Here is a 24,078-nt window from a genome sequence, read left to right as displayed (position 1 = left end):
CGGCGTGGCGGCCCGGACCGGCCATCACAACACACGGAACGGAACACGATGATCGACCAGGCCAAGGCGCGAGTCCTTCTGTTGGAGAGCATCCACCCCGACGCGGTGTCCCGGCTCGAGGCCGCCGGATACGAGGTCGAGTCCGTCCGCAACGCCCTCGACGAGTCTGAGCTGATCGCCCGCCTGCCCGGCGTGCACCTGCTGGGCATCCGCTCCAAGACGCAGGTCACCGCCAAGGTGCTCGAGGCGGCCGACAGCCTCGTCGCGATCGGCGCCTTCTGCATCGGCACCGACCAGATCGACCTGACCGCCGCCTCGGCGAACGGCATCGCGGTGTTCAACGCGCCGTTCTCCAACACCCGGTCGGTCGTCGAGCTGGCGATCGCCGAGATCATCTCGATGACCCGGCGGCTGACCGAGAAGAACGCGCTGATGCACGCCGGCGTGTGGGACAAGTCCGCCGAGGGCGCCCACGAGATCCGCGGCCGCCGGCTCGGCATCGTCGGCTACGGCAACATCGGCACCCAGCTCTCGGTGCTCGCCGAGAACCTCGGCATGTACGTGTCCTTCTACGACACCGCCGACAAGCTCGCGCTGAGCAACGCCCACCGCTGCGCCAGCCTCGAGGAGCTGCTCGAGACCAGCGACGTCGTCACCCTGCACGTCGACGGCCGCCCCGGCAACGCGGGCTTCTTCGGCGCCGAGCAGTTCAAGCGGATGCGCGAGGGCGCCCTGTTCCTCAACCTCTCCCGCGGCATCGTGGTCGACCACGTCGCGCTGCGCGAGGCGCTCGACAGCGGCCACCTGGCCGGCGCGGCGGTCGACGTCTTCCCGTCGGAGCCCAAGGGCCGCGGCGACGAGTTCGTGTCCGAGCTGCGCGGCCTGCCCAACGTCATCCTCACGCCGCACATCGGCGGCTCGACCGAGGAGGCGCAGTCCGACATCGGCGGCTTCGTCGCCAACAAGCTGGCCTCGTTCGTCGAGGAGGGCAACACCACGCTGAGCGTCAACCTGCCCGGCGTCGCGCTGCCCGAGCAGGCCGGTCAGAGCCGCATCGGGCACGTGCACATCAACACCCCGGGCGTCCTGGCCAAGGTCAACAGCATCCTCGCCGAGCACCACGTCAACGTGGAGGGTCAGCTGCTGAGCACCCGCGGCGAGTACGGCTACCTGATCACCGACATCAGCGGCGGCTACAGCGACGAGGTGCTCGATCGGCTGCGGGCGATGGAGCAGACCGTACGCCTGCGCGTGCTGTCCTGACGTACGGGAGAGGGGGCGGTGTCCGGCTGGACACCGCCCCCTCTCTTCGTCCTTCAGGAGTTCTCGACCGTCAGCGACGTGATCGGAGCGCCCGCGCCGATGTCGTAGCGATCCTGCACCGCCCAGTTCTTGGGCGTGAGCGTGGATCCGGGCGGGACTTCCTTGAGCGTACGGCTTCCCGCCACGACGGTCCTGGCGCCGCCGCCGACCTTGACGCGTACGGGGTTGCCGGTCGGCGAGGTCACGACGAGCTTCTCCACCGCGCCGTTCACCTTGATCGGCACGGTTCCCGCCGGGCGCGCCAGGGTCAGCTGGGCGGTCCGCATGCCGCCGACCATCTCGATGCCGGTGACCTGCCCGCCGCGCAGGTCGACGACCTGCTCCTCGGCATAGCCCGACAGGCGCAGCGCCCAGCGCACCTTGGCCGCCAGCACGATGTCGATCTGGCCTCCGGTGCCGTCGCCGTCCTTGGTGACCTGCACCTTCACCGCGTCCTGGCTGATCACGGGATCCGGACGGATGCCCGCGTCCTCGGGCGTGGAGATGCGGTAGAGGTCGTCGCCCAGCTCGCCGATCGTGATGGTGACCCGGTTCGTGGCGGCGAGCAGCTCGAGGCTGGCCTGGCTGCGGTTGTCGAGCGGCGCGGTGACCGCCCGGTCGGCGGGCTCCCCGGCGCCGAGCTGGAGCACCGAGTCCAGCTTGTCCTGCGAGCCGGTGAAGTACGTGACCCCGACGACGCCGCCGGCCACCAGCACCACGAGCCCGAGCAGCACGATGCCGACGGTCACGGCACGCGACTGGCGCGGCGGCTCCGGAACGACGACGCGGCGCTCCGCCGCGCGGGGCACGTCCCGCTGCTCATCCGCCTCGAGGAACCGGCGGAACTCACCGGTGTCCGAGACGCGTCGCTGCTCCCCGGTCATGTCCGGAAAGCCCCGCGGCTCCCCCACCATGTCCGCGAACGGCCGCTGGCCTCCGGTGGAGTCAGCAGGTCGCCGCTGTTCCCCGGTGGAGTCGGGAAAGCCTCGCGGGCCTCCGGTCGACTCGGCGAAGGACTGCGCCGCGGGTCCGGCGAAGGGCTGCTCGCCGGCGGGAGCGGGGCGAGGCTGCTCCCCGGTGTCGGCACGGCGTACGGGAAGATCGGTCCCGGCCGGCGCGGCGGGCGACGTCGGTGACGCCGGATGCCGTACGGGAGAGATCGGCCCCGACGTGAACCCGAAGGAGACCCGGCTGGGCTCCTCCCCTGCTCCCGGCTCGGCGGTGGCGCCGAACCACGGCGGATCGGCCTGCGGCTTGGCCGGTGGACGCCTGTACACGGTGTCGCGGGCGCCGCTCGGCGTTCCCGCTGTCGACGGCTCGGCCACCGCCACATCGGACGGTGCCCCACCAGCCGCTGCTCGGTCAGCTGCTGTTCGGTCCACGCGAAACCCTTCCCCTGTCGGCGCCGTTGCACGCCATCCCCGCGAACAGGTACGGATTTCACGTCTTCCCGGATGAGTACCGAGCCCAACTACTTGGAGTTACGTCCCTACGGGCGCCCGGGGCGCACCAGGCCACGCCGCGTGGCGATCGCGACCGCCTCCAGCTGGCTGTGCGCGCCCAGCTTGGCCAGCACGGCTTTCACGTATCCGCGGCAGGTGTGCAGGCTGATGCCGAGCCGCCGCGCGATGGCCCGCGCGTCCAGCCCCGCGGCCATCAACTGGAGCACCTCGTCCTCACGCGCCGTGAGGCCGCCGCCACGGGGGCCGACCACCGGGCTGGTGCTGCGCAGCAGCCGGGCGAGGATGTCGGTCGAGACGGTCATGCCGCCGCCGTGGGCCGTGCGCAACGCGTTCAGCACGTCGCCGAGCGCGCCGTTCTTGGACAGGAAGCCCGCCGCCCCCGCCGCGGTGGCCCGCCCGACGAGCGCCGACTCGTCACTCGCGGTGAGGATGACGACACGGGTGTCGGGCTGGCGCACGCGGAGCAGTTCCGCGATGGCGATACCGTCCGCATCGGACAAATCGGGGTCGAGCAGTATCACGTTGGGGCGCAGCTCGGCCGCGAGGCGCAGGGCCTCGGCGCCGGTGAGCGCGTGTCCCACGTACCGCAGGTCGGGCTGGCCGGCCAGAGCATGTCCGAGCAGCTCGGCGAATGTCTGGTGGCCGTCGACAACGAGCACGCTGATCGCATCGCCGTTAGTCATGCGCCACCTTTCCCCGATCCGACCGTGGAAGTCTAAGGAGTACCAGCTCTCATTTTTGCCCTACCAACAGGCGGGTGGTGCACCGGCCCGGATCCGATCCGCCGGTACGCCCGATGACCGGATGAGGCCGAGCGGCCGCGATAACCGGTCTTTCGGGGGAGCCCACCCCTCGCATTGGGGCTTGCCGCTCCCACTCTCTCACCCGCGATGTTCCGAAACATGTTCGACATCCGGTTTTTCGATGCCGCCGAGCCTCGAGGACCGGGGTTCGCTCGCGCTGTGGGGCGAATTGTCCATCTCGGAGCCTGCCGCACTGCTGGGAGAAGAGGAGAACAGCACCGAAAACGACATGTCGGCCATGTGACTCGGTCGCGCCCGGGCGAATCAGCGCGCCGCGGCGTCCCCGGCAGCGCAGAATCGCCGCGTGCCCCAGCCTTCGACCTCGCTGCGCCCGGCGCCGCTCACGCCGGAGATCTCCCTGTACCTGGCCGACCCCGCCACCGGCCTCTTCGACTCCGCCGGCGGCGAGTTCCGCAGCGACCAGCCGCCGCCGTTCTGGGCCTTCGCCTGGGCGGGCGGCCAGGCGCTCGCCCGCTATCTGCTGGACCATCCCGCCGAGGTCGCCGGCCGGCGCGTCCACGACCTCGCCACCGGCAGCGGCCTCGCCGCCATCGCCGCGGCCCGCGCCGGCGCCACCGAGGTGACCGTCAGCGACCTGGACCCGGCCGCCGTGTCCGCCGCCCTTCGCAACGCCGCCGCCAACGACGTCGTCCTTCACGCTTCCGGGAGCAAACCGGACGTCCTGCTGGCCGGCGACGTCTTCTACAGCCCCACGGTCGCCACCGAGATGACCGCCCGGCTGCGGGCCGCCCGGAAAGACACAATCGTGCTGGTTGGCGACCCCGGACGCGGGTACTTCCCGGAACGACTCTTCGACCGCGTCGCCGAGTACGCCGTGCCCGTGCCCGCCGCCCTCGAGGAGGCCGAGACGCTCGTCACAGGCGTCTGGCGCATGCGGTGACGCTTTCACCACGCAATCAGTTGTACGGTACATGCAACCTCCTGCAGCCTAGCGAAGCGATGCGATGCACGAAACGGACACCCAGGACGCCATCCCGCAGCTGGCCGACGAACTTGTGCGGTTCGCACGGCTGATGGCGCGGGCCAAGGGCATGCTCAACATCGGGGATCTCGGTGCCGAGTTCTCCGCGCTGATGCTGCTGTTCCCGTTGCATCACCGGGGCCCGCTGCGCACCACCGATCTCGCCGAGATCAAGCAGGCGGACCCGTCGACGGTCAGCCGGCAGGTGGCCCAGCTGGTCAAGGCCGGGCTCGCCCGCCGCGAGGCCGACCCGGAGGACGGCCGCGCCTCCCGGCTCGCGATCACCGAGGCCGGTCTGGTCGCGGTGGGCAAGCTCGGAAAGGCACGGCAGGACTGGCTGGGCGAGGTGCTGAGCGACTGGCCCGAGGGCCGGGCCGCCGCCTTCGCCGGCCTCTTCGCACAATTCAACAGCTCGGTCGAGGCTCACCTCGCCACACCTCGGGAGAACGTGTGAGCAACTCCAGTCCCACCGCGCCGCCGGCCAAGGCGACCGGGGAATTCAGCCACCGCCAGATCCTCACGATCCTGGCCGGCCTCATGATGGGCATGTTCCTGGCCGCCCTCGACCAGACGATCATGGCCACGGCCACCCGGACCATCGCCGACGACCTGCACGGCTTCGACATCCAGGCCTGGGCCACCACGGCCTTCCTGATCACGTCGACGATCTCCACGCCGCTGTACGGCAAGCTGTCCGACCTCTACGGCCGGCGTCCGTTCTTCCTGTTCGCCATCGGCATCTTCGTGGTCGGCTCGTTCCTCTGCGGCCTCTCGCAGAACATGTACGAGCTCGCCGCGTTCCGCGCCATCCAGGGCATCGGCGCCGGCGGCCTGATGTCGCTGGCGCTCGCCATCATCGGCGACATCGTGCCGCCCCGCGAGCGCGCCAAGTACCAGGGCTACTTCCTGGCCGTGTTCGGCACCGCGAGCGTCCTCGGCCCGATCCTGGGCGGCTTCTTCGCCGGCGCCGACCGGCTGCTGTGGGTCGACGGCTGGCGCTGGGTGTTCTACCTCAACGTCCCGATCGGCATCGCCGCCATGGTCGTCGTCGCCCGCGTGCTGCACCTGCCGCACCAGCGCGTGGACCACCGCATCGACTGGCCGGGCGCCGTCGCCCTGATCGTGGGCCTGGTGCCCCTGCTGACCGTCGCCGAGCAGGGCCGCACGTGGGGCTGGGACTCCGGCCGTGCCATCGCCTGCTACGTGATCGGCGCGATCGGCCTGATCGCCTTCGTGCTCGCCGAGCGGGCGTACGGCGACGAGGCCCTGCTGCCGCTGCGCCTGTTCCGCAACCGTACGGTCAGCGTCGGCTCCGCCTCGAGCACCATCCTCGGCATGGCCATGTTCGGCGGCCTCATGACCGTCCCGCTGTACCTGCAGATCGTGAAGGGCTCCTCCGCCACGGCGGCCGGCCTGCAGATGATCCCGTTCGTGTTCGGCATCATGTCCGGCTCGATCATCTCGGGCCAGTTGATCGCCCGCACCGGCCGCTACCGCATCTTCCCGATCATCGGCAGCACGCTCATGGTCGTCTCGCTCGGCCTGTTCGCCACGATCGGCGCCGACACCCCGCTGTGGCGCACGATGCTGATCATGGTCGTCATGGGCCTCGGCCTCGGCGGCAACATGCAGCCGATGATCACCGCGGTGCAGAACGCGGTCTCCCCGCGCGAGATCGGCGTGGCCACCAGCTCGGTCACGTTCTTCCGGTCAATGGGCGGCACGCTCGGCACCGCGGTCTTCCTCTCGGTGCTCTTCAACGTCCTGCCCGGCAAGATCAGCGACGCCTTCCAGTCCGCCCAGCGCACGCCCGAGTTCCAGCAGGCGCTCGCCGCCGACCCGGCCCAGGCGCAGACCCTGCAGCAGGCCACCGGCGGCGACGCGCTCAACGACACGTCGTTCCTCAACCGGCTCTCCGACGTGGTCGCCCACCCGTTCAAGGTCGGCTTCTCGGACGGCATCCAGGTCGTCTTCCTGCTGGCGCTGGCCGTCATGGTCGTCGGCCTGATCGTGGTGCTGTTCCTGCCGGAGATCCCGCTCAGCCAGCGCTCCGCCCAGCAGCAGCGCGCCGACGACGCGCTCGCCGCCGAGAACAGCATGGGCGTGCCCGGCGAGGTCGGCGCGGGCCCCGTCGCCGACGCCGAAGCCGTCCCCGCGACGAAGGCGGACACCCCCAAGTCGAGCTGACGGCACGCGCTCGTCCAGGTGGCCGGTCGCCCACGCGACCGGCCACCTCTGTCTTGCACCCGAGGGTGGCGGCCCGAGCTGGAGAGGCGGCACGAAGCGAACCGAACAGGGCCCGCCCGGGAGTCACGCGTTGCGGGCCGCCACGGCTATGAGGCGGTCGGCCACGGCGTGGCGGTCGAGCCCGAGGCGTTGCGCGGTGTCGCGGAGGACGTCGTAGGCCTCCTGCACGCCGCAGCCGCGCTGGGCGATGATGACGCCGATCGCCCGGTCGACGGTGGCGCCCGAGCTCAGGGCGTCCCGGCGGCGCAGCTCGCCCAGCAGGATCTCGGCCTGGTTGGCCAGCGCCATCGCGGTGAGCAGGTGGTCGGCGCCGGGGCCCTCGGGCGCGTCGAAGTAGAGGCTGAGCGCCCCCACGTCGGCCCGCGGCACGTCGAGCGGCACGGCGACCACGGCCCGTACGCCCTCGGCCCGCGCGGCCTCGGCCAGGTCCGGCCAGCGGGCGTCCGCGGCCAGGTCGGGCACGGTGACCATGGCTCGGGTGCGGGCGGCCTCCAGGCCGGGGCCGGTGGTTCCGGCGGCGTACTGGATCTCGTCCACCGCGGCGCCGGCCGCGCCGTGGCCCGCGTGGGTGAGCGGGCCGCCCTCGCCGATCAGCACGATCGAGCCGCGGACCGCCCCGGGGATCGCGCCGGCGGCGAAGGCTGCCAGCCGTTCCAGCGCCTGGACGAAGTTGTCGGCCGACAACAGGCGGGTCGTGAGCTCGGTCAACAGCCCGGCCAGCTCGACCGCGTGCGGGCCGGCGAGCTCGGCCGGCTGCCGGCCGGTGAGCTCGGGTGCGGGAGCCGCTGAGCGGGCACGCCGCGGACGGGTCACCAGCCGGGCGGGACCGCGATCCGGGGACGAAACCCGGCGATATGGGACAGGCACGCGGGGCATCCTGCCACGACCATTGACGATCACGTAAGTTCAGTGCCCCTACCGGGTGGTTTCCCCGGGCTCGGCCGTCTGGTCGGAACGCCGGTGCTCCAGGAACGAGTCCGGCGCGGCCTCGAGGTCCGCCTCGCGCTCGTCCGACTCCGCGAGGATCGCCTCGGCCTGCGCCTGCGGGTCCGCGCTGCCGGTCGCCCTCTCCTCGGGGAGCAGATCGGCGGCACGCTGCCCGATCCGGTTCTCAGTCATGAGAGATCAACTACCCACGGTAGCTGCCGGGAAACCCCGGACCCGGGGGAACCGGGGGCCAGGAGAAACAGGTGCGCCGCCCCCGGCTGGGCCGGGAGCGGCGCGATGTCGGTGTGCAGGTCGCCTCGCGGCGAGTGGCTCAACACGGCTCCAGCCGGACGGTATTCCGTGAAGGCAATGGGTGAGGCCCGGGGACACTGGACACACCGACATCTGTTCTCAACGGTCGGGCCCGAGCCGCGATTCCGTTAGCCAATGTGACGCCCGCCACAGAGTTTGGCGCCGCCGGGGCCGGGTAGCCCGGAGCCGTGACCGACGACATTCGTGAGCTGGACGCCTTCCTCGACGACGCCTACGACGGGCAGGAGCGGCTGAGCAGCGCCGACCTGCAGCGGCGGGCCATCGCGAGCGAACTGCCGGCCCTGGCCATGACCCGCATCGACGCGCTGCCGGAGGGCGAGTACGCCCAGGACGAGGCCGCGGAGGCGCTGCGCGCGCTGGAGGTCTGACCGGTAGGGCCGCAGAGAGCACCGGAGCACCGGAGCACCGAGGAAGGGAGAGGCCGGATGGAGCCGATCGGCGACCCGGACGAGCAGGAGGACTTCGCCGGCGAGCACAGCGACACGGCGGTGGACGACGAGGTGACCGCCGACCGCGACGGTGACGCCGAGCCCGAGAGCCCGGACGGCTGGTCCGGCCTCGACCGCGACGGACCGCCGTAACGACACCAGCAAAACGCCCGCCCGGCGAAGCCGAGGCGGGCGTTTTCGTGCCGGTTGCGGGGTCAGTCGCCCTCGGCGGCGTGCTTGGCCACGTCGTAGCCCATCTGGAGGAAGTCCGAGACCGCCGTCGCCGTGAGGGTGACGGCCGCCAGGCGGGTGAGGCGGGGAGCGAGCACCAGGCCGCCGGTCAGGCCGGTGGCCACCCAGACCGCCAGGCAGAACGGGCAGGTGATCAGCTCGCCGATGCCGTGCTTGAGTGTGCTGTCGTGGCGCACCTCCTCATTCAGTTCCGCGGCCCCGGCGGGCTCGGTGTAGCGGGTGAACGGCGCGCGCAGCGGGCTGGTCACGGCGTCCTTCGCCAGCAGCCGGCTCAGCTTGTGCGTCGCGAGCGACAGCAGCACCACGTCGCCGAGGGCAGGTCTCTCCGGCACGGGCTTCCCGGTCACCTTGGCGGCGGTGGCGAGCGAGGCGGCGAGCGCGCTGAAGGCGCCCATCGCCGCGACGTAGCCGCCGAGCGGGCGATGTTCGTGGGGGGCGTAGGACTGCCCCACGCGCGACATCCGGTCGCGCAACTGCTGCATCAAGGGAACCCCTAGAAGTCCTGGGTGAGCCGGTCCGGGTCGACCTCCCGGCCGGGATAGCGGGTGATGTACTCCGTCTCGAGCTCGGCGGTGCGCTTGAAGTGGTTGTTCAGCGCGGCGTCGGGCCCGTGCCGCAGCGTGTGCAGCCGGGTGCGGTAGAGGCTGCCGAGTTCCCGGTACAGGTCCTCGTCGCTCAGCGAAGCGGGGTCGATGCCGTTCTCCATCAGCGGAGCGTCACCTCGGGCGTCAGTCATCGTGTACCTCCGGTCGAAATCGGTTCACGGGCGGCCACCGAGGGGTGGGTCGATCGCCAGCACGGATGCCCGAGGCGGCCACGGCCAAACCCACGCCGGTACGCTTCTGTGCATGAAGGGCCTGTGGACGCCGGCGTGGATCGCCCGGCACGTCCTGGCACTGGTCCTGGCCTGCGGCTGTCTGGGGCTGGGCTGGTGGCAGTTCAGCCGCGCCCAGGGCGGCAACTCGATCAGCTGGGGCTACATGTTCGAGTGGCCCGTCTTCGCGGGCTTCGTCGTCTTCCTGTGGTGGCGCGAGGTGCAGCTCGCCCGCAAGAAGGCCTCGAACGAGCCCGAGGAGCCGCGGGAGGAGAGGCTCCCAGGTTCGGCTGTTACGGTCGGCCGGCCGGTCCGCGTGGCCGTCCGCCCCACCGAGGACGCGGACGACCCCGAGCTCCAGGCCTACAACGACTACCTCGCCTGGCTCAACGCCCATCCCGGCGCGCGCCCGAGCGACTATCGGCGGACAAGGGAGTAGCAACGTGCAGGGTGCCCTGACCCGATACCGGATCATCGCGTGGATCGTGGGCGTCTGCCTGCTCGCGCTCGTCGTGGTGGGCATGCCGCTGAAGTACCTCGCCGACAACCCCACCGTGGTGGCGGCGGTCGGCCCGGCGCACGGCTTCCTGTTCATGGTCTACCTGGTGGCCACCTTCGATCTGTCCCGCCGCGCGCGCTGGCCGTTCGGCCGGATGATCCTGGTGATGCTCTCGGGCACCATTCCCTTCCTGTCGTTCTGGGCCGAGCGCAAGGTGACCCGCGAATGGGTGCCGGCCGCGGAGTTGGCGAAAAGTCCCGTTTGAGGGCCCGGTTCGACGCATCGCTCCGGTCGAATCACTAACGGTTATCGGGATCATTCACGCATAGCGGTCCATTGTCTTAAATCACTCTGTGACCCCTTGCATTTGATGTTCCCGCCGATAGGTTGGTCCGGTTGGTTCGGTCCGCAGCCACTCCCCCTCCGGTGGCGCCGGCCAACGCCGCCGACTCGATGGACCGGGGCCCACGTTCCCCGGGGGGCGAACGCGCAGCAGCGCGACAGCCGAACCCGGTCGGCGGCCGAGCGGAAGAAAGGCCACTGACCGGTGCCACACCCCCGTACGAGGCTCCGTGTCCTCGTCGTCGCGGCGATGGCCGCCGCGATCACGGGTTCGCTGCTGACGACGCCCGCGCAAGCGGCTCCGTCGGCCGGTGAGCTCAAGAAGCAGATCGAGGCGGCGTCGAACAAGCTCGAGGACGTCACCGAGCAGTACAACCAGATGCGCGTCAACCTGAAGAAGACCCAGACGGACGCGGTGAAGCTGCAGGCGTCGCTGAAGCCCGCCGAGGCCGCGCTGAAGGCCGCGAGCGCCCAGGTGGGCACGCTGGCCGCGACGTCCTACAAGGCGGGCCGGGTCGGGCCGGTGAGCGCGCTGCTGACCGGCGGGCAGGACAGCCTCATGGACCGGATGAGCTATCTGGACATGATCACCCGGTCCAACCAGCGGGACATCGACACCTACACCGAGGCCACGCAGAACTTCGGCGAGCGGCAGGCCGCCCTCAAGGCGACGCAGACCAAGCAGACCGCCCAGCTCAACGCCATCGCGGCGCGCAAGGCCGCGATCCAGAAGGACCTCAAGAAGCTCTACAAGATGCGCGAGGCCGCCTTCGGACAGGCGCAGGAGTCCGGCAGCAAGTACGACGGCCCCATCCCGCAGATCTCCGGCAAGGCGGGCGTCGCGGTCTCGTTCGCGTACAACCAGCTCGGCAAGCCCTACCTGTTCGGCGCGGACGGGCCGGACAGCTTCGACTGCTCGGGCCTGACCTCGGCGGCGTGGGCGGCGGCCGGCAAGTCGCTGACCCACCAGACCAAGTCACAGTGGAACGAGGTCACCCACATCGACCGCGACGAGCTGCAGCCGGGCGACCTGGTGTTCTACCGAAGTCTCGGGCACGTGGCCATCTACGTCGGCGACGGGCAGATCATCGACGCGCCGCACTCCGGCACCGTGGTCAAGAAGCGAACGATCAACATCATGACGCCGTACGGGTTCGGCCGGGTCACCTGACCGCACCCGCACACGAAGAAGGCCGGTACCCCTCGCGGGTACCGGCCTTTCGCGTCTGTGAGTGACGGGGGGGTGGTGGAGAAGCAGGACGAGCGGGCCGTCAGGCGGCCTGCAGGCCCTCGGCGCGGGCCAGCTCACGCAGCCGGCCGAGCGCCTGGATCTCGAGCTGACGGATCCGCTCGCGGCTCAGCGAGAAGCGCGAGGCCACCTCGGTGAGCGAGTGCTCGCGGCCGTCCTCGAGGCCGTAGCGGGCCCGCATGATGCCGGCCGACCGGTCGTCGAGGTGGTTGAGCAGGCCCTCGATGCGCTGCCGCTCCAGTGCGGTGAGCACGATCTCCTCGGGCGAGGGGGCGTCGCTGTCGGCCACCAGGTCGCCGAGGTTGGTGTCGCCGTCGTCGCCGACCGGGGTGTCGAGCGAGACCGTGTCCTGGGCCCAGCGGGTGAGCTCGTTGACGCGCTCGACGGTCACGCCGAGGGCGGCCGCGATCTGCTCGGGCTCGGGGTCGCCGCCCAGCTCGCGGACGAGCTGACGGGTGACGTTGCGCATGCGGTTGACGTCCTCGACCAGGTGCACCGGCAGGCGCACGGTGCGCTCCTGCTGGGCGATGGCCCGGCTGATCGCCTGGCGGACCCACCACGTCGCGTACGTCGAGAACTTGTAGCCGCGCTCGTAGTCGAACTTCTCGACCGCGCGGACGAGGCCGGTGTTGCCCTCCTGGATGAGGTCGAGCATCGGCATGCCGGAGCGCACGTAGCGCCGGGCGATCGACACGACCAGCCGCAGGTTTGCCCGGATGAACAGGTCCTTGGCCTTCTGGCCCTCGGTGACGAGCCGCTCGAGCTCCTCACGGCTCACGCCGCGCCGGACCTCGCCGCTGTCGAGCAGGAACTCGGCGTAGAGGCCGGCCTCGATCGCCTTGGAGAGCTCCACCTCGCGTGCGGCGTCCAGCAGCGGCGTCCGGGAGATCTCGTGCAGGTAAACGCCGACGAGGTCGCGCTCCTCGGCAACCTGGTCGGTACGCATCACGGTGTTCTTCTCCACGTTGCCCACGGTCCCCTCATTGCCTTCACTAACCCCGTTACGGGTGAAACCTGTATCCATCAGTGCCCTCCCGTAACGTCCGCAGTTCGCACATTGCGGTTACTGGCATCTACACAACAAATGGCTGCCTGTACTGATTCCGGCTGGTGGGTCGAAAGTGTCACGAATGCCTGGGTGACAGCTGAGAGCCGCATGCGTAGTTCCTGAGCAGCGCTCCCGCGCTCCGGCATTCGGTTGTGCGACCGCCGGTCGCCCAGACAGAGGCATACCCGTCGCTCGCTCAATGACACCACCGGCCCCTCGTCCCTCACAGCGACGGCCATCACCAACCACGTTGGGACGTTCGTCACCACCCAGTACGGTGCTCGGGTGCGCCGGGTTCACATGCTGCATCGACGGCTTCGGGACGAGCTTGAAACAAAAGCATCATCAAATAAGATCCGGACGCTTCGCCGATCGGGATCACCTGCCACAATGCGGCACACGTGGCCGCAGTTCACTAGCTCGGCCGGGTGACACCCGGGTCGGTGACCACCCCTTTGACAACGGTTCGGAGCCGAGGCGCCATCCGCTTGGCGAGGTGACGAATGCCACACTGTCGCGGCCGCGGGCGGGGGCAGGATGAGCGGATGAAAAACGGGCGGACGGTTCTGGTCACGGGCGGCACGGGTGGGCTCGGGACGGCCACGGTGGCAGCGTTCGTGGCGGACGGGTGGCGGGTCGTGACCCCGGTGCGCGCCGGCTCGGCCGACCGGCTGCCCAAGGGCGCGGTGCCGCTGGTCGCCGACCTGACGGACGAGACAGAGGTCACGCGGATGGTGCAGGAGGCCGTCGCGTCGGGCGGGCCGGGCACGCCGCTGCGTGCGGTGGTCAACCTGGTGGGCGGGTTCGCCAGCGGGCCGCTGATCGCCGACACGCCGTACGCGGAGCTCGAGGCGCAGCTGGCGGTCAACCTGCGTCCCACCTACCTGGTCACCCGGGCGGCGCTCCCGCATCTCGTCGAGGCCGGCGGGGGCAGCGTCGTGTGCGTGTCGTCGCGGGCGGCGCTGGCGCCGTTCCCGGGCGGGGCGGCGTACTCCGTCGCCAAGGCGGCCGTGCTGGCGTTCTCGCAGGCGGTCGCCGTCGAGTACCGCAAGCACAACGTGCGCTCCAACACGGTGATCCCCAGCGTCATCGACACGCCCGCCAACCGGGCCGCCATGCCCGGAGCCGACCCGTCGAAGTGGGTGCGGCCCGAGGAGATCGCGCCCACGATCCTCTTCCTGGCGTCGGACGCCTCCGCGCCGACCAGCGGCGCCCAGATCCCGGTCTACGGCCGCGCCTGAGGGGCGGGGAGCCGGGGCTGCACGGGGTCGGGAGCCGGGGCCGCGGGGGTCAGAGGGCCTCGACCAGCTGGTAGCTGACGGCGGCCAGGGCGGCCAGCAAGGGGCCGCCGGCGAGGATCATGCCGCGGACGCCGGGGTGGCGGCCCCGGGCCGGGAGCTCGGCACGGCGGCGCAGCTCGGCGTGGATGGCGGCGGAGACCTCGTCGGGGGTGCCGTCGGCGTCGATCACCACGAAGCCGGCCGACTCGGGCAGGGAGTAGTAGGCGGCGCGGGCGGCCGTGAGGTAGGCGAGCGTCTCGCTGTCGTAGCCGCGGGCGTCGATGCGCCTCTGGGCCACCCCGGGCGTGACGTCGAGCAGGAACGTCACCTCGGGGCGGGGGAAGAGCCGGTACGCCAGGCGGGCGCGGCGCTCGGCGGCCGGCTTCGCGCCGCGGGCCCGCAGGCTGGCGTACTGGCAGAAGGCGTACCGGTCCATCACCACGGTGCCGCCGGTCAGGGCTCGCCGCAGCAGGGTGCGCAGGATCGCGAGCCAGCGCAGCACCGACTCGGCGAACAGCATGCCGCGCCGGCCGAGCAGGTCCTCCGCGTCGCGCCGGCCCAGCCGGGCGGCGAGCCGGCCGAACCAGTGGCGGCCACCCGCGTTACGCCGGTAGACGGCACGCAAGCCCGACGCGCTGAGCTCGTCGGCCAGCCGGTGCGCCTGCGTGGTCTTGCCGGAACCGTCGATCCCGACCAGCGCGATCGTGCGAGGGGTCATGCCTCCCAACGGTAACCGCGGAATGCACGCCGGGTTTCTCCCGCACGTCGCCGAGGCGCGACACCGCGTTTTCCGGCGACGGAACTTCCGGCGTACGAAAATGGGTTTGCAGGGGGTTTTGCCCGGTGACTCGCGCGCGTGGCGATTCAAGCGGAGGCGGCCCGGGTAGTCGTAACGGACACCGAACCGCACAAGTCGACAGGGGGATCACCATGCCGCACCGGGTGGACGAGGGTCTGGCCGGCACACTCAAGAAGGTCGCTTCGACCCTCAAGGGCGCCGGCATACCGTTCGCGCTGGGCGGCAGCTTCGCGGTGTACGCGCACGGCGGGCACTCCAGCGACCACGACGTCGACTTCCTCCTGCGCGAGCAGGACAAGGAGCAGGCGCTGGCCGAGCTGGCCAAGGTCGGCTTCCGCACCGAGCAGCCGCCGGAGGACTGGCTGGTCAAGGTCTACGACGAGGACCGGATGGTGGACCTGATCTACCGCCCGGTGGAGACGCCGGTGACCGACGAGACGCTGCACGACACCGAGCAGATCTCGGTCGAGGCGATCTTCATGCCGGTGCTCTCGGCCACCCAGCTGATGATCCACAAGCTGCTCAGCTACAGCCAGCACTACTGCGACTTCGCGACCGGACTGCCGGTGGCCCGTTCGCTGCGCGAGCAGATCGACTGGCCGCGCGTCCGCCGCGAGACGGCCAAGTCCCCGTACGCCGAGGCCTTCCTCGTGCTGCTGGACCGGCTGGACGTCGTGCCTCACCCGGACGGTGAGGAAGCGCTGGCCAACAAGTGAGGAACGAGGGAGTCGGGATGACCAGCGACACCGATCTCGAGGCCGAGATCCAGCGCCTGCTCGCCGAGCACGACCGGATCGCCGAGCAGGGCATCACCGTGCAGCGCCGCGACCAGGCCGTGGTGCTGGGCGGCGAGGTGGAGAGCGCTCAGCGCCGCGACGAGATCTGCAAGCAGATCCACGCGCACTTCCCGGACGTGCAGATCACGTGCGACATCGGGATCACGCGCGCGCAGGCGCCCAGCGAGGTGGAGGAGATTTCATGATCCGGATCGCCGCCGTGGGCGACGTCCACGTGGACAAGGACGTGGTGGGCCGTTACCGGCCCGCCCTCGAGGAACTGCCCGACCGGGCCGACGCGTTGCTGATCGCCGGCGACCTCACCCGGCACGGCACCGTCGACGAGGCCAAGTGCTTCGCCAAGGAGTTCGGCGGGCTGCGGGTGCCGGTCGTGGTGGTGCTGGGCAACCACGATCATCAGAGCGACCAGCAGGACCAGGTCACGCAGGTGCTCACCGATTCGGGGATCACCGTGCTGGAGGGCGACGCGACCGTGCTGGAGATCCGCGGGCACCGGCTCGGCGTGGCCGGCACCAAGGGCTTCGGCGGCGGGTTCGCCGGGGCGTGCGCCAGCAACTTCGGCGAGCGTGAGATGAAGGACTTCGTCGGCACCACCGAGCGGTACGCGCAGGCCCTCGAGAGCGCGCTCAAGTCGGTGGAGTGCGACGCCCTGGTGGCGCTCACCCACTACGCCCCCGTGCCCGAGACGCTGGTCGGGGAACCGCTGGAGATCTTCGCGTTCCTGGGCTGTTACCAGCTCGGCCGGGCGATCGACGCGGCGCCGACCGCGCTGGCCCTGCACGGGCACGCGCACCACGGCTCGGAGCGGGGACGCACGCCCGGCGGGGTGCCCGTGCGCAACGTGGCACACCCGGTCATCAAGCAGGCGTACAACGTGTACCAGCTGCTGTCGGATGAGGTGGACGCCACACTTGTGGGCGCCAACTGATCAGGTTTCCGATTTTGGCGCCCCGGGTACCCGATGCGCATGGACCTAATCCTTTGGATTCTCGCAGTCATCCTGGTGGTCGCCGGTATCCTCGCGCTCTTCCGGCGGCAGCTCCTCTGGGGCATCGTGCTGATCATCGTCGGCCTCCTCGTCGGCCCCGGCGGCGTCAGCATCTTCTCCTAGTTGGCTCCCCGCACTTCCGTCCACTTCCCCCCACGACCTGAAGCCGGGCCACTCTGACGGGTGGCCCGGCTTCGCTGTGTCCGGCTTGCCGCACTCGCGGTGCGATGCCCGGTTGGGAAATCCTGCGTGAATCACTCGCGGAAAGTCTTCGATCTTCCTCCGCGAGGGGTGCAGGTGGCCGAGGTCCATCACTTCACATACGGCGCGTTCAATCCGGTCGCCGCCTTTCTTCTGGCGTTCCTGGGCTCGTTCTTCGGGCTGCTCAGCACGTCGCGCGCCCGGGACGCCAGGACCCGCAGCCGGCGCAACCGCTGGCTGCTGATCGCCGCGTTCGCGATCGGCGGCGGCGCCATCTGGCTCATGCATTTCACCGCGATGCTCGGCTTCGAGGTGCCGACCAGCCCGGTGCGCTTCGACATCCCGCGGACCGTCCTGAGCCTCGGCTGCTCGGTCGTCGCGGTGGGTACCGGGCTGCTCATGGTCGGGCACGGCCGGCGCAGCCTGCCCAAGGTGCTGATGGCCGGCGTGCTCACCGGCGGCGGCGTGCTCGCCATGCACTACACGGGCATGCTCGCCATGCACGTCGGCGGCGAGATCCGCTACAACCTCGCGCTGGTGGCCGCGTCGGCGGTCATCGCGGTGGTGGCTGCGACGGTGGCGCTCTGGTTCACCGTCTCGGTGCGCGGCTACGTGCCCATCGGCGGCGCGGCGGTCATCATGGCGATCGCCGTGAACGGCATGCACTACACCGGGATGGCGGCCCTGTCGGTGCACATCGACCCCGCGGCGTCCACCGCGACGAACGGGTTCCGGCCGCTGGCCATGATCGTGCCGATCACGTTGATCACCGCGGCCACGATCGTCGGCGTGGCGCTCAGCGGTCTGCAGGCGATGACCGAGGAGGAGTTCACCGACGGCGTGGGCACGCCGAAGCGGGGCGTGCACGCGGAGCCGGCCGGCAACCCGTGGTCGCTCAAGCAGGCGACGATCGCCACGGCCGTACGGCGGCCCTCCCCCACCCCGGTTCCGGCGCGCACGCCCACCAACGGCTGACGCTCCGGTACGTTCTCGGCATGGCGCCACGGATGTTGCTGTCGATGCCGTTGCACGCGATCACCGAGGTGTACGGCGAGGCGGGCCTGCGCGAGCGGTTCGTGCTCGAGCTGGAGTCGTTCCCCGAGGCCGACCGCGAGCAGCTGGTCGAGGCGCTCGACCTGGCCGCCGAGCTGCACGCGCACGACCGGCGGGTGCGTGAGCCGTACCTGAACCACCTGCTGCGGGTCGCCATCCGCATCATCAAGTACTACGGCGTACGGGACGTCGACGTGCTCACCGCCGCGCTGCTGCACGACGCCGTCGAGGACCACCCGGCCGAGCTGTCCGGGCTCGGCGGCGGCACGCACGCCGAGCTGACCGACGCGGCGATCGCGGTGCTGGCGGCCCGCTTCGGGTCGCGGGTGGCCGAGCTGGTCCGCTCGGTCACCAACCCGGAGTACGACCCCGAGCGCGACCGCCACGAGCAGTACCGCGCGCACGTGGCGGCCAGCCTCGAGCGGGACCCGTGGGCCCGCGTCATCAAGGTGTCGGACTTCACCGACAACGGGGTGGGCGTGGTGCACACCACACCGGAGAAGGCGCTGTCCGCGGCGACCAAGTACCGCCCGCTCGTGCCCAAGCTGCGCGAGCTGGTCGGACGCCCGGACACGCCGCTCTCGCTCGCCGCCAAGGACCACATCCTCGATCAGCTCGACCTGGCGGAGGAGAGGTTTGCGGCTCTGCTGGATGGCTAGCCTCTTCAGCATGCTCCGCACTGACGATTGGTGGCGCGACGCCGTCATCTACCAGGTCTATCCCCGCTCGTTCGCCGACAGCGACGGCGACGGGATGGGCGACCTGCCCGGCATCACCAGCCGCCTGCCGCAGCTCAAGGAGCTCGGCGTTGACGCCGTCTGGCTCTCCCCGTTCTATCCCTCGCCGCAGCACGACGCCGGCTACGACGTGGCCGACTACCGCGGCGTCGACCGGCGCTTCGGCGACCTGGGCGACGCCGACAAGCTGATCGCCGAGGCGCACAACCTCGACCTGAAGATCATCGTGGACCTCGTGCCGAACCACACGTCCGACCAGCACGAGTGGTTCCGCGCCGCGCTCGCGGCCGGTCCGGGCAGCCCGGAACGGGAGCGGTACATCTTCCGGGACGAGCCGCCGAACTCGTGGCAGAGCGTGTTCGGCGGGAGCGCCTGGGAGCAGGTGCCGGACGGGCAGTGGTACCTGCACCTGTTCGACGTCAGCCAGCCCGACCTCAACTGGGGCAACCCCGAGGTGCGAGCGGAGTTCCTCGACATCCTGCGGTTCTGGCTCGACCGCGGGGTGGACGGCTTCCGGGTCGACGTCGCGCACGGACTGGTCAAGGAGTCCAACCTCGCGGACTGGACGCAGAGCAGCCAGATCCTCGGCGGCCTCGACCCGGCCGGCCCGCCGCCACCGATGTGGGACCAGGAGGGCGTGCACGAGATCTACCGCTCGTGGCGCGCGCTGCTCGACGAGTATCAGGGCGGGCGGATCCTGGTCGCCGAGGCATGGGTGGCGCCGGCGAGCCGGCTGGCCCGCTACGTGCGCCCCGACGAGATGCACCAGGCGTTCAACTTCCCGTACCTCGAGGCGCAGTGGCGCCCGGCGGACCTGCGCGCGGTGATCGACGAATCGCTGGAGGCCAGCGGCACGGTGGGCGCGCCGACCACGTGGGTGCTGTCCAACCACGACGTCGTGCGGCACGCCACCCGGCTGGGCTATCCGGTCGGCACCCCGCGGATGCACGGCGTGGGCGCCGAGGACCCGCAGCCCGACACGGCGCTGGGGCTGCGCCGGGCGCGCGCGGCGACGCTGCTGATGCTCGCCCTGCCCGGCTCGGTATACCTCTACCAGGGCGAGGAGCTGGGGCTGCCGGAGCACACCACGATGCCGGACGAGTTCCGCGAGGACCCGGCGTGGGAGCGTTCGGGGCACGCGGAGCGCGGCCGGGACGGCTGCCGGGTGCCGCTGCCGTGGGAGGCGGACGCGCCGTCGTACGGGTTCGGGCCGGCCGACGCGTCCTGGCTGCCGCAGCCGGCGACCTGGGCGGAGTACGCGCTGGACCGCCAGCAGGGCATTCCCGGGTCGACGTGGGAGCTCTACCGGTCCGCGCTCGAGCTGCGCCGGCAGCACGGCCTCGGCGGTGGCTCGCTCACCTGGCAGGACGGCCCGTTCTCCTTCCGCAACCGCGACCTGCTGGTGCTCACCAACTTCGAGGAGGAGCCGGTCGAGCTACCGCCCGGCGCCCGGGTCCTGCTGAGCAGCGAGCCCCTCGACGGCGACGGGCGGGTCCCCGCGGACGTCACCGTCTGGGCGGCCCTCTAGGCCGGCGGCGCGTGCCAGCAGGGCGGCGTGCGTGTCGGCCATGTCGCGCGCGACCGTCCTGCTGGCCAGCCAGAACATGACGCCGGTCGGCACCCAGAGCAGCTGGAAGGCGGCGAGCCCGGCGGCGTAGTTGAGCGGGGGCGGGAAGGCGCCGGCCAGCCCCCGGAAGGCCAGGGCCACCAGCACGTTGCCGCCGGCCCGGCCGAAGCCGTTGACCAGGTTGCCGAGGCTGTAGACCGTGCCGCGGTGCTCGGGCGGGTTCACGTCGGCGATCAGCGCGAACCAGTTGGGCGAGTTGGCCGACGTCAGCATCAGCGCGAACACCGCGGTGGCCAGGCAGATGCCGACGGTGGGCTCGGTGAAGACGTCGGTGAGCACCGACGTGATGATCGTGCCGGCGCCCGCCCCGTCGGGCACGTCGATCGTGATCGGCGCGAAGAACAGCACGATGTAGAACGGCACGGCGGCCAGGATGCCGACCGCGGCGACGAGCGCGCGGCCCCGGGGCGTACGCCTCTGGAGCCGGTCGCCGGCGAGGCCGCCCAGGATCGACAGCGCGCCGCCGAGCTGGAACAGCGTGGCGAACACGCTGCCGACCACGATCGCCGTGCCGCTGGAGTAGCCCTGGTCCTCGGCCCGGGCGCGGAACAGCATCGGCAGCCACACCAGCGAGCCCAGGGCGATCTGGGCCGTGCACCCCTGCAGGATCAGCCAGATGTTGGTGCGCCGGCGCAGGATCACGGGCAGGTGATCGTGGTGGATGCGCTCGTCGTAGGCGACGCCCGCGAGCTCGGGCTGGCTGTCGCCGCGCGGCACGTTGTACGTCAGCAGGTAGGCCACCGTGGCGACGGCGCCCGCGACGGCGGTCACCAGGAACGGCCGGCGCCAGTCGTCGTGGCCCAGCAGACCGCCGACCAGGGTGCCGCCGAGGGTGCCGAGGCCCTGCGAGAGGCCCCAGAAGCTCATCACGAGCCCGCGGCGCCGCGGCGAGATGAGGTCGCTGACCACGGCGAAGCTGACCGACGCCACGGCGCCCAGACCGAACGCGGCGAGCACCTGGCTGGCGAGGAAGCTGGGGTAGCTGCCGGACAGGCCCGACCAGACGGTGCCGCCGATCCAGATGAGCGTGCCGAGGACGAGCACCGGCTTGCGGTCGGTGCGGTCACCGGCGTACGCGAACCCGATCGCGGCCACCGCGCTGATCAGGAACATGACCGTGGTCGCCAGCGCGATGTGGCCCTCGCCCACGCCGAACGCGTCGCCGATGCTGCCGTACAGCGGCGGCACCAGACCGATCGCAACGTTGTCGAGCGAGGCGAGGACCACGAACACCACGACGCTGTACGCGCGGTGGGCCGCCCCTCCCCTGGTCACCCGCAAAGGTTAGCGGGGCCGGTCGACGACCGCCTCGCGTGCGGCCTTGTACTGCTCCCGGATCAGCGGAACGGGCGTGGCCTCGTACGTCTCCGGCGGCTCGGCGGACCACGCCGGCGGCTCGTCGCCGCCCAGCGCGACCCACGCGGCCTGACGGGCGGCGCCGTCCGCGACGTACTCCCCCGGCGGCGGCACCAGCACCGGCAGCCCGAACAGCTCGGGCGCGATGCGGCGGACCGCCTCGCTGCGGGCGCCGCCGCCGACCAGCACGATCCGGTTGGCGTCGGCGCCGTGCTCGACCAGCGCGTCGAGGCCGTCGGCCAGCGCGCCCAGCATGCCCTCGACCGCGGCCCGGGCCAGGTGCGCCGGGTCGGAGGTCTTGAGCGTGAGGCCGTGGATGGCGCCGGTGGCGTCCGGCTTGTTCGGCGTGCGCTCGCCCTCGAGGTACGGGATGAGGACGAGCCCGTCGGCGCCGGCCGGCGCGCTCAGCGCGAGCCGGGACAGCTCCGCGTGGTCGACGCCGAGCAGCCTGCCCGCGGCGTCGAGCACCCGCGCGGCGTTGAGCGTCACCACGATCGGCAGGAACCGGCCGGTGGTGTCGGCGAAACCGGCCACCGTGCCGCTCGGATCGTTCGGCGAGACGTCGGAGGAGACGAACACCGTGCCGGAGGTGCCGATCGAGACGACCACGTCGCCCGGTCCGGCGCCCGCGCCGAGGGCGGCCGCCGCGTTGTCGCCCGCGCCTGGGCCGAGCGGGGCGCCGTTGGGCAGGTGCCCCGCGACGCCGGTCGGGCCGAGCACCTCGGGCGTGGCGATCAGCCGGCCGAAGCCCAGCTCGAGCAGGTCGGGCCGGTACTCGTTGGTGCGGGCCGACCAGTACAGCGTGCCGCTGGCATCGCTGCGGTCGGTCCGGAGCGTGCCGATGTCGGTCGACCCGGACAGCTTCCAGGTCAGCCAGTCGTGCGGCAGGCACACCGCAGCGACGCGGGCCGCGTTCTGCGGCTCGTGGCGGGCCAGCCAGCGCAGCTTGGTGAGCGTGAAGCTGGCGACCGGCACGATGCCCACCGCGTCGGCCCACTTGTCGCCGCCGCCCAGCTCGGCGATGAGGTCGGCGGCCGCGCCGGCGCTGCGCGTGTCGTTCCACAGCAGCGCCGGACGGACCACCTCGCCGTTCTCGTCCAGCACCACCATGCCGTGCTGCTGCCCGGCGACCGAGGCGGCGGCGACGTCGTCCAGACCGCCCGCCTCCTCGATCGCCTGCTGCAGCGCTGCCCACCACGCGTCCGGGTGCACCTCGGTGCCCTCGGGATGCGCGGCACGGCCCTGGCGGACGAGCCTGCCGGTCTCCGCGTCGCGGATGACCACCTTGCAGCTTTGGGTGGAGCTGTCGATCCCGGCTACGAGCGTCATGTCAGTTGGCCCGCACCAGGTGGTCGATGGCGAGCTGGTGCAGCTTCACGAAGCCGTAGCCCTGCGCGCCGGCCGCGTCGACGTCGAAGTCCTCCCAGGCGCTCTTGTCGTTGAGCAGGTCCTGGTAGGTCTCGCCCGCGTTGAGGGTCGGGGTCTCCAGGTCGAGCACCTTGCTGGCCCGCAGCGCCTCCTGCACCGCCGGGTCGGCGCGGAACTCCTGCGCGCGCTCCTTGAGCAGCAGGTACATCCGCATGTTGGCCTTGGCCGACTCCCACACGCCCTCGTAGTCCTCGGTGCGCGAGGGCTTGTAGTCGAAGTGGCGCGGGCCGTCGTACTTGGGGCCGCCGCCGATTGGGCCGTTCTCCAGCAGGTCGACCAGGGAGAACGCGTTGAGCAGGTCGCCGTGGCCGAAGACCAGGTCCTGGTCGAACTTGACGCTGTGCTGGCCGTTGAGGTCGATGTGGAACAGCTTCTTCTGCCACAGCGCCTGGGCGATGCCCTGGGTGAAGTTGAGGTTCGACATCTGCTCGTGGCCGACCTCGGGGTTGATGCCGAACAGCTCGGGACGCTCGAGCTCGTAGGTGAACGCGATGGCGTGGCCGAGCGTCGGGAGCAGGATGTCGCCGCGGGGCTCGTTCGGCTTGGGCTCGATGGCGAAGCGCAGGCCGTAGCCCTTGTCCTCGCTGTACTGCGCGACCAGGTTGAGGCCCTCGCGGTAGCGGTCGAGCGCGGCGTTGATGTCCTTGGCGACGTCGTACTCGGCGCCCTCGCGGCCGCCCCACAGCACGAACGTCTTGGCGCCCAGCTCGGCGGCGAGGTCGACCTGGCGCAGCACCTTGCGCAGCGCGTAGCGGCGGACCGAGCGGTCGTTGCTGGTGAACGCGCCGTCCTTGAACACCGGGTGGCTGAAGGTGTTGGTGGTCACCATCGGGACCACGAGGCCGGTCTCCTCGAGCGCCTTCTTGAAGCCGGCGAGGATGCCGTCGCGCGTCTGGGTGTCCGAGCCGAACGGCACGAGGTCGTCGTCGTGGAACGTGATGCCGTACGCGCCGAGCTCGGCCAGCTTGTGCACCGCCTCGACCGGGTCGAGGGCGCCACGGGTCGCCGAGCCGAACGCGTCCTGGGCCTGCCACCCGATGGTCCACAGGCCGAAGGAGAACTTGTCTTCACGGGTGGGTTGGACCGACACGGTTACCTCCACGTAACAACGATGATTTGTTTA

The 24,078-nt window shown here is 71.1% G+C and carries 29 protein-coding genes; 18 read left to right on the top strand and 11 right to left on the bottom strand.

All coding sequences use genetic code 11. The features are described from left to right. Positions 1 to 48: 48 nt before the first annotated feature. On the top strand, positions 49 to 1,263 hold the full coding sequence (gene serA / locus ACSNN8_RS19350; RefSeq protein ID WP_436650608.1) for a phosphoglycerate dehydrogenase: 1,215 nt from the start codon (positions 49 to 51) through the stop codon (positions 1,261 to 1,263). A 53-nt stretch (positions 1,264 to 1,316) separates the two neighbouring features. Here serA and ACSNN8_RS19345 read toward each other — a convergent pair whose 3' ends face one another. Together ACSNN8_RS19345 and ACSNN8_RS19340 are read right to left on the bottom strand one after the other, a co-directional pair. Next, entirely contained in the window at positions 1,317 to 2,627 is a 1,311-nt protein-coding gene (locus ACSNN8_RS19345; RefSeq protein ID WP_436650607.1) for a hypothetical protein, read from the bottom strand. 164 nt (positions 2,628 to 2,791) lie between these two features. Next, on the bottom strand, positions 2,792 to 3,448 hold the full coding sequence (locus ACSNN8_RS19340) for a response regulator (protein ID WP_436650606.1): 657 nt from the start codon (positions 3,446 to 3,448) through the stop codon (positions 2,792 to 2,794). Positions 3,449 to 3,689: 241 nt separating this feature from the next. Here ACSNN8_RS19340 and ACSNN8_RS19335 point away from each other — a divergent pair, with 241 nt between their 5' ends. The 4 genes from ACSNN8_RS19335 to ACSNN8_RS19320 all read left to right on the top strand — a co-directional run bounded on the left by ACSNN8_RS19335 (position 3,690) and on the right by ACSNN8_RS19320 (position 6,737). Next, the gene (locus tag ACSNN8_RS19335) at positions 3,690 to 3,812 is read left to right on the top strand and encodes a hypothetical protein (RefSeq protein ID WP_436650605.1); all 123 of its coding nucleotides are present in this window, start codon (positions 3,690 to 3,692) and stop codon (positions 3,810 to 3,812) included. Positions 3,813 to 3,872: 60 nt separating this feature from the next. Beyond that, entirely contained in the window at positions 3,873 to 4,469 is a 597-nt protein-coding gene (locus tag ACSNN8_RS19330) for a class I SAM-dependent methyltransferase (RefSeq protein ID WP_436650604.1), read from the top strand. 64 nt (positions 4,470 to 4,533) lie between these two features. Further along, a complete protein-coding gene (locus ACSNN8_RS19325; RefSeq protein ID WP_436650603.1) occupies positions 4,534 to 5,004 on the top strand; it encodes a MarR family winged helix-turn-helix transcriptional regulator in 471 nt (156 codons plus the stop codon). Next, the gene (locus ACSNN8_RS19320) at positions 5,001 to 6,737 is read left to right on the top strand and encodes an MDR family MFS transporter (RefSeq protein ID WP_436650602.1); all 1,737 of its coding nucleotides are present in this window, start codon (positions 5,001 to 5,003) and stop codon (positions 6,735 to 6,737) included. Before ACSNN8_RS19325 ends, ACSNN8_RS19320 begins: the two co-directional genes overlap by 4 nt. A 123-nt stretch (positions 6,738 to 6,860) precedes the next feature. Here the strand turns inward: ACSNN8_RS19320 and ACSNN8_RS19315 are convergent, their stop codons facing one another. Both ACSNN8_RS19315 and ACSNN8_RS19310 read right to left on the bottom strand, forming a co-directional pair. After that, a complete protein-coding gene (locus ACSNN8_RS19315) occupies positions 6,861 to 7,610 on the bottom strand; it encodes an ANTAR domain-containing protein (RefSeq protein WP_436650601.1) in 750 nt (249 codons plus the stop codon). 102 nt (positions 7,611 to 7,712) lie between these two features. Continuing rightward, positions 7,713 to 7,916 (bottom strand): hypothetical protein, encoded by a 204-nt coding sequence (locus ACSNN8_RS19310; RefSeq protein ID WP_436650600.1) that lies wholly within the window; start codon positions 7,914 to 7,916, stop codon positions 7,713 to 7,715. A 308-nt stretch (positions 7,917 to 8,224) separates the two neighbouring features. On the opposite strand from ACSNN8_RS19310, the gene ACSNN8_RS19305 reads away from it, so the two are divergent. Next, on the top strand, positions 8,225 to 8,425 hold the full coding sequence (locus ACSNN8_RS19305; protein ID WP_436650599.1) for a hypothetical protein: 201 nt from the start codon (positions 8,225 to 8,227) through the stop codon (positions 8,423 to 8,425). 57 nt (positions 8,426 to 8,482) lie between these two features. Next, positions 8,483 to 8,638 carry a hypothetical protein gene (locus ACSNN8_RS19300; RefSeq protein ID WP_436650598.1) on the top strand — a complete coding sequence of 52 codons (156 nt, stop codon included), beginning with the start codon at positions 8,483 to 8,485 and terminating at the stop codon, positions 8,636 to 8,638. 62 nt (positions 8,639 to 8,700) lie between these two features. On the opposite strand, the gene ACSNN8_RS19295 is transcribed toward ACSNN8_RS19300, so the two are convergent. Together ACSNN8_RS19295 and ACSNN8_RS19290 are read right to left on the bottom strand one after the other, a co-directional pair. Then, positions 8,701 to 9,219 carry a DUF1360 domain-containing protein gene (locus ACSNN8_RS19295; RefSeq protein ID WP_436650597.1) on the bottom strand — a complete coding sequence of 173 codons (519 nt, stop codon included), beginning with the start codon at positions 9,217 to 9,219 and terminating at the stop codon, positions 8,701 to 8,703. An 11-nt stretch (positions 9,220 to 9,230) separates the two neighbouring features. Beyond that, a complete protein-coding gene (locus ACSNN8_RS19290; protein ID WP_436650596.1) occupies positions 9,231 to 9,473 on the bottom strand; it encodes a DUF6158 family protein in 243 nt (80 codons plus the stop codon). Between the two features lie 112 nt (positions 9,474 to 9,585). On the opposite strand from ACSNN8_RS19290, the gene ACSNN8_RS19285 reads away from it, so the two are divergent. The 3 genes from ACSNN8_RS19285 to ACSNN8_RS19275 all read left to right on the top strand — a co-directional run bounded on the left by ACSNN8_RS19285 (position 9,586) and on the right by ACSNN8_RS19275 (position 11,563). Further along, complete coding sequence (locus ACSNN8_RS19285; protein ID WP_436650595.1) at positions 9,586 to 9,990, top strand: hypothetical protein; 405 nt, start codon at positions 9,586 to 9,588, stop codon at positions 9,988 to 9,990. 4 nt (positions 9,991 to 9,994) lie between these two features. Continuing rightward, a complete protein-coding gene (locus ACSNN8_RS19280) occupies positions 9,995 to 10,315 on the top strand; it encodes a DUF3817 domain-containing protein (RefSeq protein WP_436650594.1) in 321 nt (106 codons plus the stop codon). Between the two features lie 327 nt (positions 10,316 to 10,642). Continuing rightward, on the top strand, positions 10,643 to 11,563 hold the full coding sequence (locus ACSNN8_RS19275) for an NlpC/P60 family protein (RefSeq protein WP_436650593.1): 921 nt from the start codon (positions 10,643 to 10,645) through the stop codon (positions 11,561 to 11,563). Between the two features lie 100 nt (positions 11,564 to 11,663). Here ACSNN8_RS19275 and ACSNN8_RS19270 read toward each other — a convergent pair whose 3' ends face one another. After that, complete coding sequence (locus ACSNN8_RS19270) at positions 11,664 to 12,665, bottom strand: sigma-70 family RNA polymerase sigma factor (protein WP_436650592.1); 1,002 nt, start codon at positions 12,663 to 12,665, stop codon at positions 11,664 to 11,666. A gap of 569 nt (positions 12,666 to 13,234) precedes the next feature. Between ACSNN8_RS19270 and ACSNN8_RS19265 the strand changes: the two genes are divergently transcribed. After that, positions 13,235 to 13,930, top strand: coding sequence for an SDR family NAD(P)-dependent oxidoreductase (locus ACSNN8_RS19265; protein WP_436650590.1), 696 nt, complete (start codon positions 13,235 to 13,237; stop codon positions 13,928 to 13,930). 49 nt (positions 13,931 to 13,979) lie between these two features. Here the strand turns inward: ACSNN8_RS19265 and ACSNN8_RS19260 are convergent, their stop codons facing one another. Then, positions 13,980 to 14,687, bottom strand: coding sequence for a dTMP kinase (locus ACSNN8_RS19260; protein ID WP_436650589.1), 708 nt, complete (start codon positions 14,685 to 14,687; stop codon positions 13,980 to 13,982). A 212-nt stretch (positions 14,688 to 14,899) separates the two neighbouring features. Here ACSNN8_RS19260 and ACSNN8_RS19255 point away from each other — a divergent pair, with 212 nt between their 5' ends. The 7 genes from ACSNN8_RS19255 (at position 14,900) to ACSNN8_RS19225 (ending at position 20,072) form a co-directional block, all read left to right on the top strand. Then, the gene (locus ACSNN8_RS19255; RefSeq protein ID WP_436650588.1) at positions 14,900 to 15,484 is read left to right on the top strand and encodes a nucleotidyltransferase; all 585 of its coding nucleotides are present in this window, start codon (positions 14,900 to 14,902) and stop codon (positions 15,482 to 15,484) included. Between the two features lie 17 nt (positions 15,485 to 15,501). After that, entirely contained in the window at positions 15,502 to 15,750 is a 249-nt protein-coding gene (locus ACSNN8_RS19250; RefSeq protein ID WP_436650587.1) for a BON domain-containing protein, read from the top strand. Then, entirely contained in the window at positions 15,747 to 16,493 is a 747-nt protein-coding gene (locus ACSNN8_RS19245) for a metallophosphoesterase family protein (RefSeq protein WP_436650586.1), read from the top strand. The genes ACSNN8_RS19250 and ACSNN8_RS19245 overlap by 4 nt, the downstream gene beginning before the upstream one ends. A gap of 39 nt (positions 16,494 to 16,532) precedes the next feature. After that, positions 16,533 to 16,676: a GPGG-motif small membrane protein gene (locus tag ACSNN8_RS19240; RefSeq protein WP_436650585.1), complete on the top strand. Its 144-nt coding sequence runs from the start codon at positions 16,533 to 16,535 to the stop codon at positions 16,674 to 16,676. 174 nt (positions 16,677 to 16,850) lie between these two features. Beyond that, positions 16,851 to 17,729: an MHYT domain-containing protein gene (locus ACSNN8_RS19235; RefSeq protein WP_436650584.1), complete on the top strand. Its 879-nt coding sequence runs from the start codon at positions 16,851 to 16,853 to the stop codon at positions 17,727 to 17,729. A gap of 20 nt (positions 17,730 to 17,749) precedes the next feature. Next, entirely contained in the window at positions 17,750 to 18,466 is a 717-nt protein-coding gene (locus ACSNN8_RS19230) for an HD domain-containing protein (RefSeq protein ID WP_436650583.1), read from the top strand. A 10-nt stretch (positions 18,467 to 18,476) separates the two neighbouring features. After that, positions 18,477 to 20,072: a glycoside hydrolase family 13 protein gene (locus ACSNN8_RS19225; RefSeq protein ID WP_436650582.1), complete on the top strand. Its 1,596-nt coding sequence runs from the start codon at positions 18,477 to 18,479 to the stop codon at positions 20,070 to 20,072. On the opposite strand, the gene ACSNN8_RS19220 is transcribed toward ACSNN8_RS19225, so the two are convergent. From ACSNN8_RS19220 to xylA, 3 genes are read right to left on the bottom strand one after another with little or no spacing between them, the layout of a single operon-like run. Then, entirely contained in the window at positions 19,980 to 21,446 is a 1,467-nt protein-coding gene (locus ACSNN8_RS19220) for an MFS transporter (RefSeq protein WP_436650581.1), read from the bottom strand. The two genes, ACSNN8_RS19225 and ACSNN8_RS19220, sit on opposite strands and share 93 nt — an antisense overlap. 9 nt (positions 21,447 to 21,455) lie before the next feature. Then, on the bottom strand, positions 21,456 to 22,856 hold the full coding sequence (xylB, locus tag ACSNN8_RS19215; protein ID WP_436650580.1) for a xylulokinase: 1,401 nt from the start codon (positions 22,854 to 22,856) through the stop codon (positions 21,456 to 21,458). Between the two features lies 1 nt (position 22,857). After that, complete coding sequence (gene xylA, locus ACSNN8_RS19210; protein ID WP_436650579.1) at positions 22,858 to 24,045, bottom strand: xylose isomerase; 1,188 nt, start codon at positions 24,043 to 24,045, stop codon at positions 22,858 to 22,860. Positions 24,046 to 24,078: the final 33 nt, after the last annotated feature.

The sequence above is a fragment of the Actinoplanes sp. URMC 104 genome (genome assembly GCF_051386375.1).
Taxonomy (GTDB): Bacteria; Actinomycetota; Actinomycetes; order Mycobacteriales; family Micromonosporaceae; genus Actinoplanes.
The sequence above is the reverse complement of the archived record's forward strand: the minus strand, read 5'-3'. Positions and strand labels throughout refer to the sequence as shown.

Excerpts from the sequence above, each read along its gene's own strand:
- serA (WP_436650608.1), top strand. The coding sequence starts at position 49 with ATGATCGACCAGGCCAAGGCGCGAGTCCTTCTGTTGGAGAGCATCCAC.
- ACSNN8_RS19340 (WP_436650606.1), bottom strand. The coding sequence starts at position 3,448 with ATGACTAACGGCGATGCGATCAGCGTGCTCGTTGTCGACGGCCACCAG.
- ACSNN8_RS19335 (WP_436650605.1), top strand. The coding sequence starts at position 3,690 with ATGCCGCCGAGCCTCGAGGACCGGGGTTCGCTCGCGCTGTGGGGCGAA.
- ACSNN8_RS19325 (WP_436650603.1), top strand. The coding sequence starts at position 4,534 with ATGCACGAAACGGACACCCAGGACGCCATCCCGCAGCTGGCCGACGAA.
- ACSNN8_RS19310 (WP_436650600.1), bottom strand. The coding sequence starts at position 7,916 with ATGACTGAGAACCGGATCGGGCAGCGTGCCGCCGATCTGCTCCCCGAG.
- ACSNN8_RS19300 (WP_436650598.1), top strand. The coding sequence starts at position 8,483 with ATGGAGCCGATCGGCGACCCGGACGAGCAGGAGGACTTCGCCGGCGAG.
- ACSNN8_RS19295 (WP_436650597.1), bottom strand. The coding sequence starts at position 9,219 with ATGCAGCAGTTGCGCGACCGGATGTCGCGCGTGGGGCAGTCCTACGCC.
- ACSNN8_RS19290 (WP_436650596.1), bottom strand. The coding sequence starts at position 9,473 with ATGACTGACGCCCGAGGTGACGCTCCGCTGATGGAGAACGGCATCGAC.
- ACSNN8_RS19285 (WP_436650595.1), top strand. The coding sequence starts at position 9,586 with ATGAAGGGCCTGTGGACGCCGGCGTGGATCGCCCGGCACGTCCTGGCA.
- ACSNN8_RS19275 (WP_436650593.1), top strand. The coding sequence starts at position 10,643 with ATGGCCGCCGCGATCACGGGTTCGCTGCTGACGACGCCCGCGCAAGCG.
- ACSNN8_RS19270 (WP_436650592.1), bottom strand. The coding sequence starts at position 12,665 with ATGGATACAGGTTTCACCCGTAACGGGGTTAGTGAAGGCAATGAGGGG.
- ACSNN8_RS19265 (WP_436650590.1), top strand. The coding sequence starts at position 13,235 with ATGAAAAACGGGCGGACGGTTCTGGTCACGGGCGGCACGGGTGGGCTC.
- ACSNN8_RS19260 (WP_436650589.1), bottom strand. The coding sequence starts at position 14,687 with ATGACCCCTCGCACGATCGCGCTGGTCGGGATCGACGGTTCCGGCAAG.
- ACSNN8_RS19255 (WP_436650588.1), top strand. The coding sequence starts at position 14,900 with ATGCCGCACCGGGTGGACGAGGGTCTGGCCGGCACACTCAAGAAGGTC.
- ACSNN8_RS19250 (WP_436650587.1), top strand. The coding sequence starts at position 15,502 with ATGACCAGCGACACCGATCTCGAGGCCGAGATCCAGCGCCTGCTCGCC.
- ACSNN8_RS19245 (WP_436650586.1), top strand. The coding sequence starts at position 15,747 with ATGATCCGGATCGCCGCCGTGGGCGACGTCCACGTGGACAAGGACGTG.
- ACSNN8_RS19240 (WP_436650585.1), top strand. The coding sequence starts at position 16,533 with ATGGACCTAATCCTTTGGATTCTCGCAGTCATCCTGGTGGTCGCCGGT.
- ACSNN8_RS19230 (WP_436650583.1), top strand. The coding sequence starts at position 17,750 with ATGGCGCCACGGATGTTGCTGTCGATGCCGTTGCACGCGATCACCGAG.
- ACSNN8_RS19225 (WP_436650582.1), top strand. The coding sequence starts at position 18,477 with ATGCTCCGCACTGACGATTGGTGGCGCGACGCCGTCATCTACCAGGTC.
- xylB (WP_436650580.1), bottom strand. The coding sequence starts at position 22,856 with ATGACGCTCGTAGCCGGGATCGACAGCTCCACCCAAAGCTGCAAGGTG.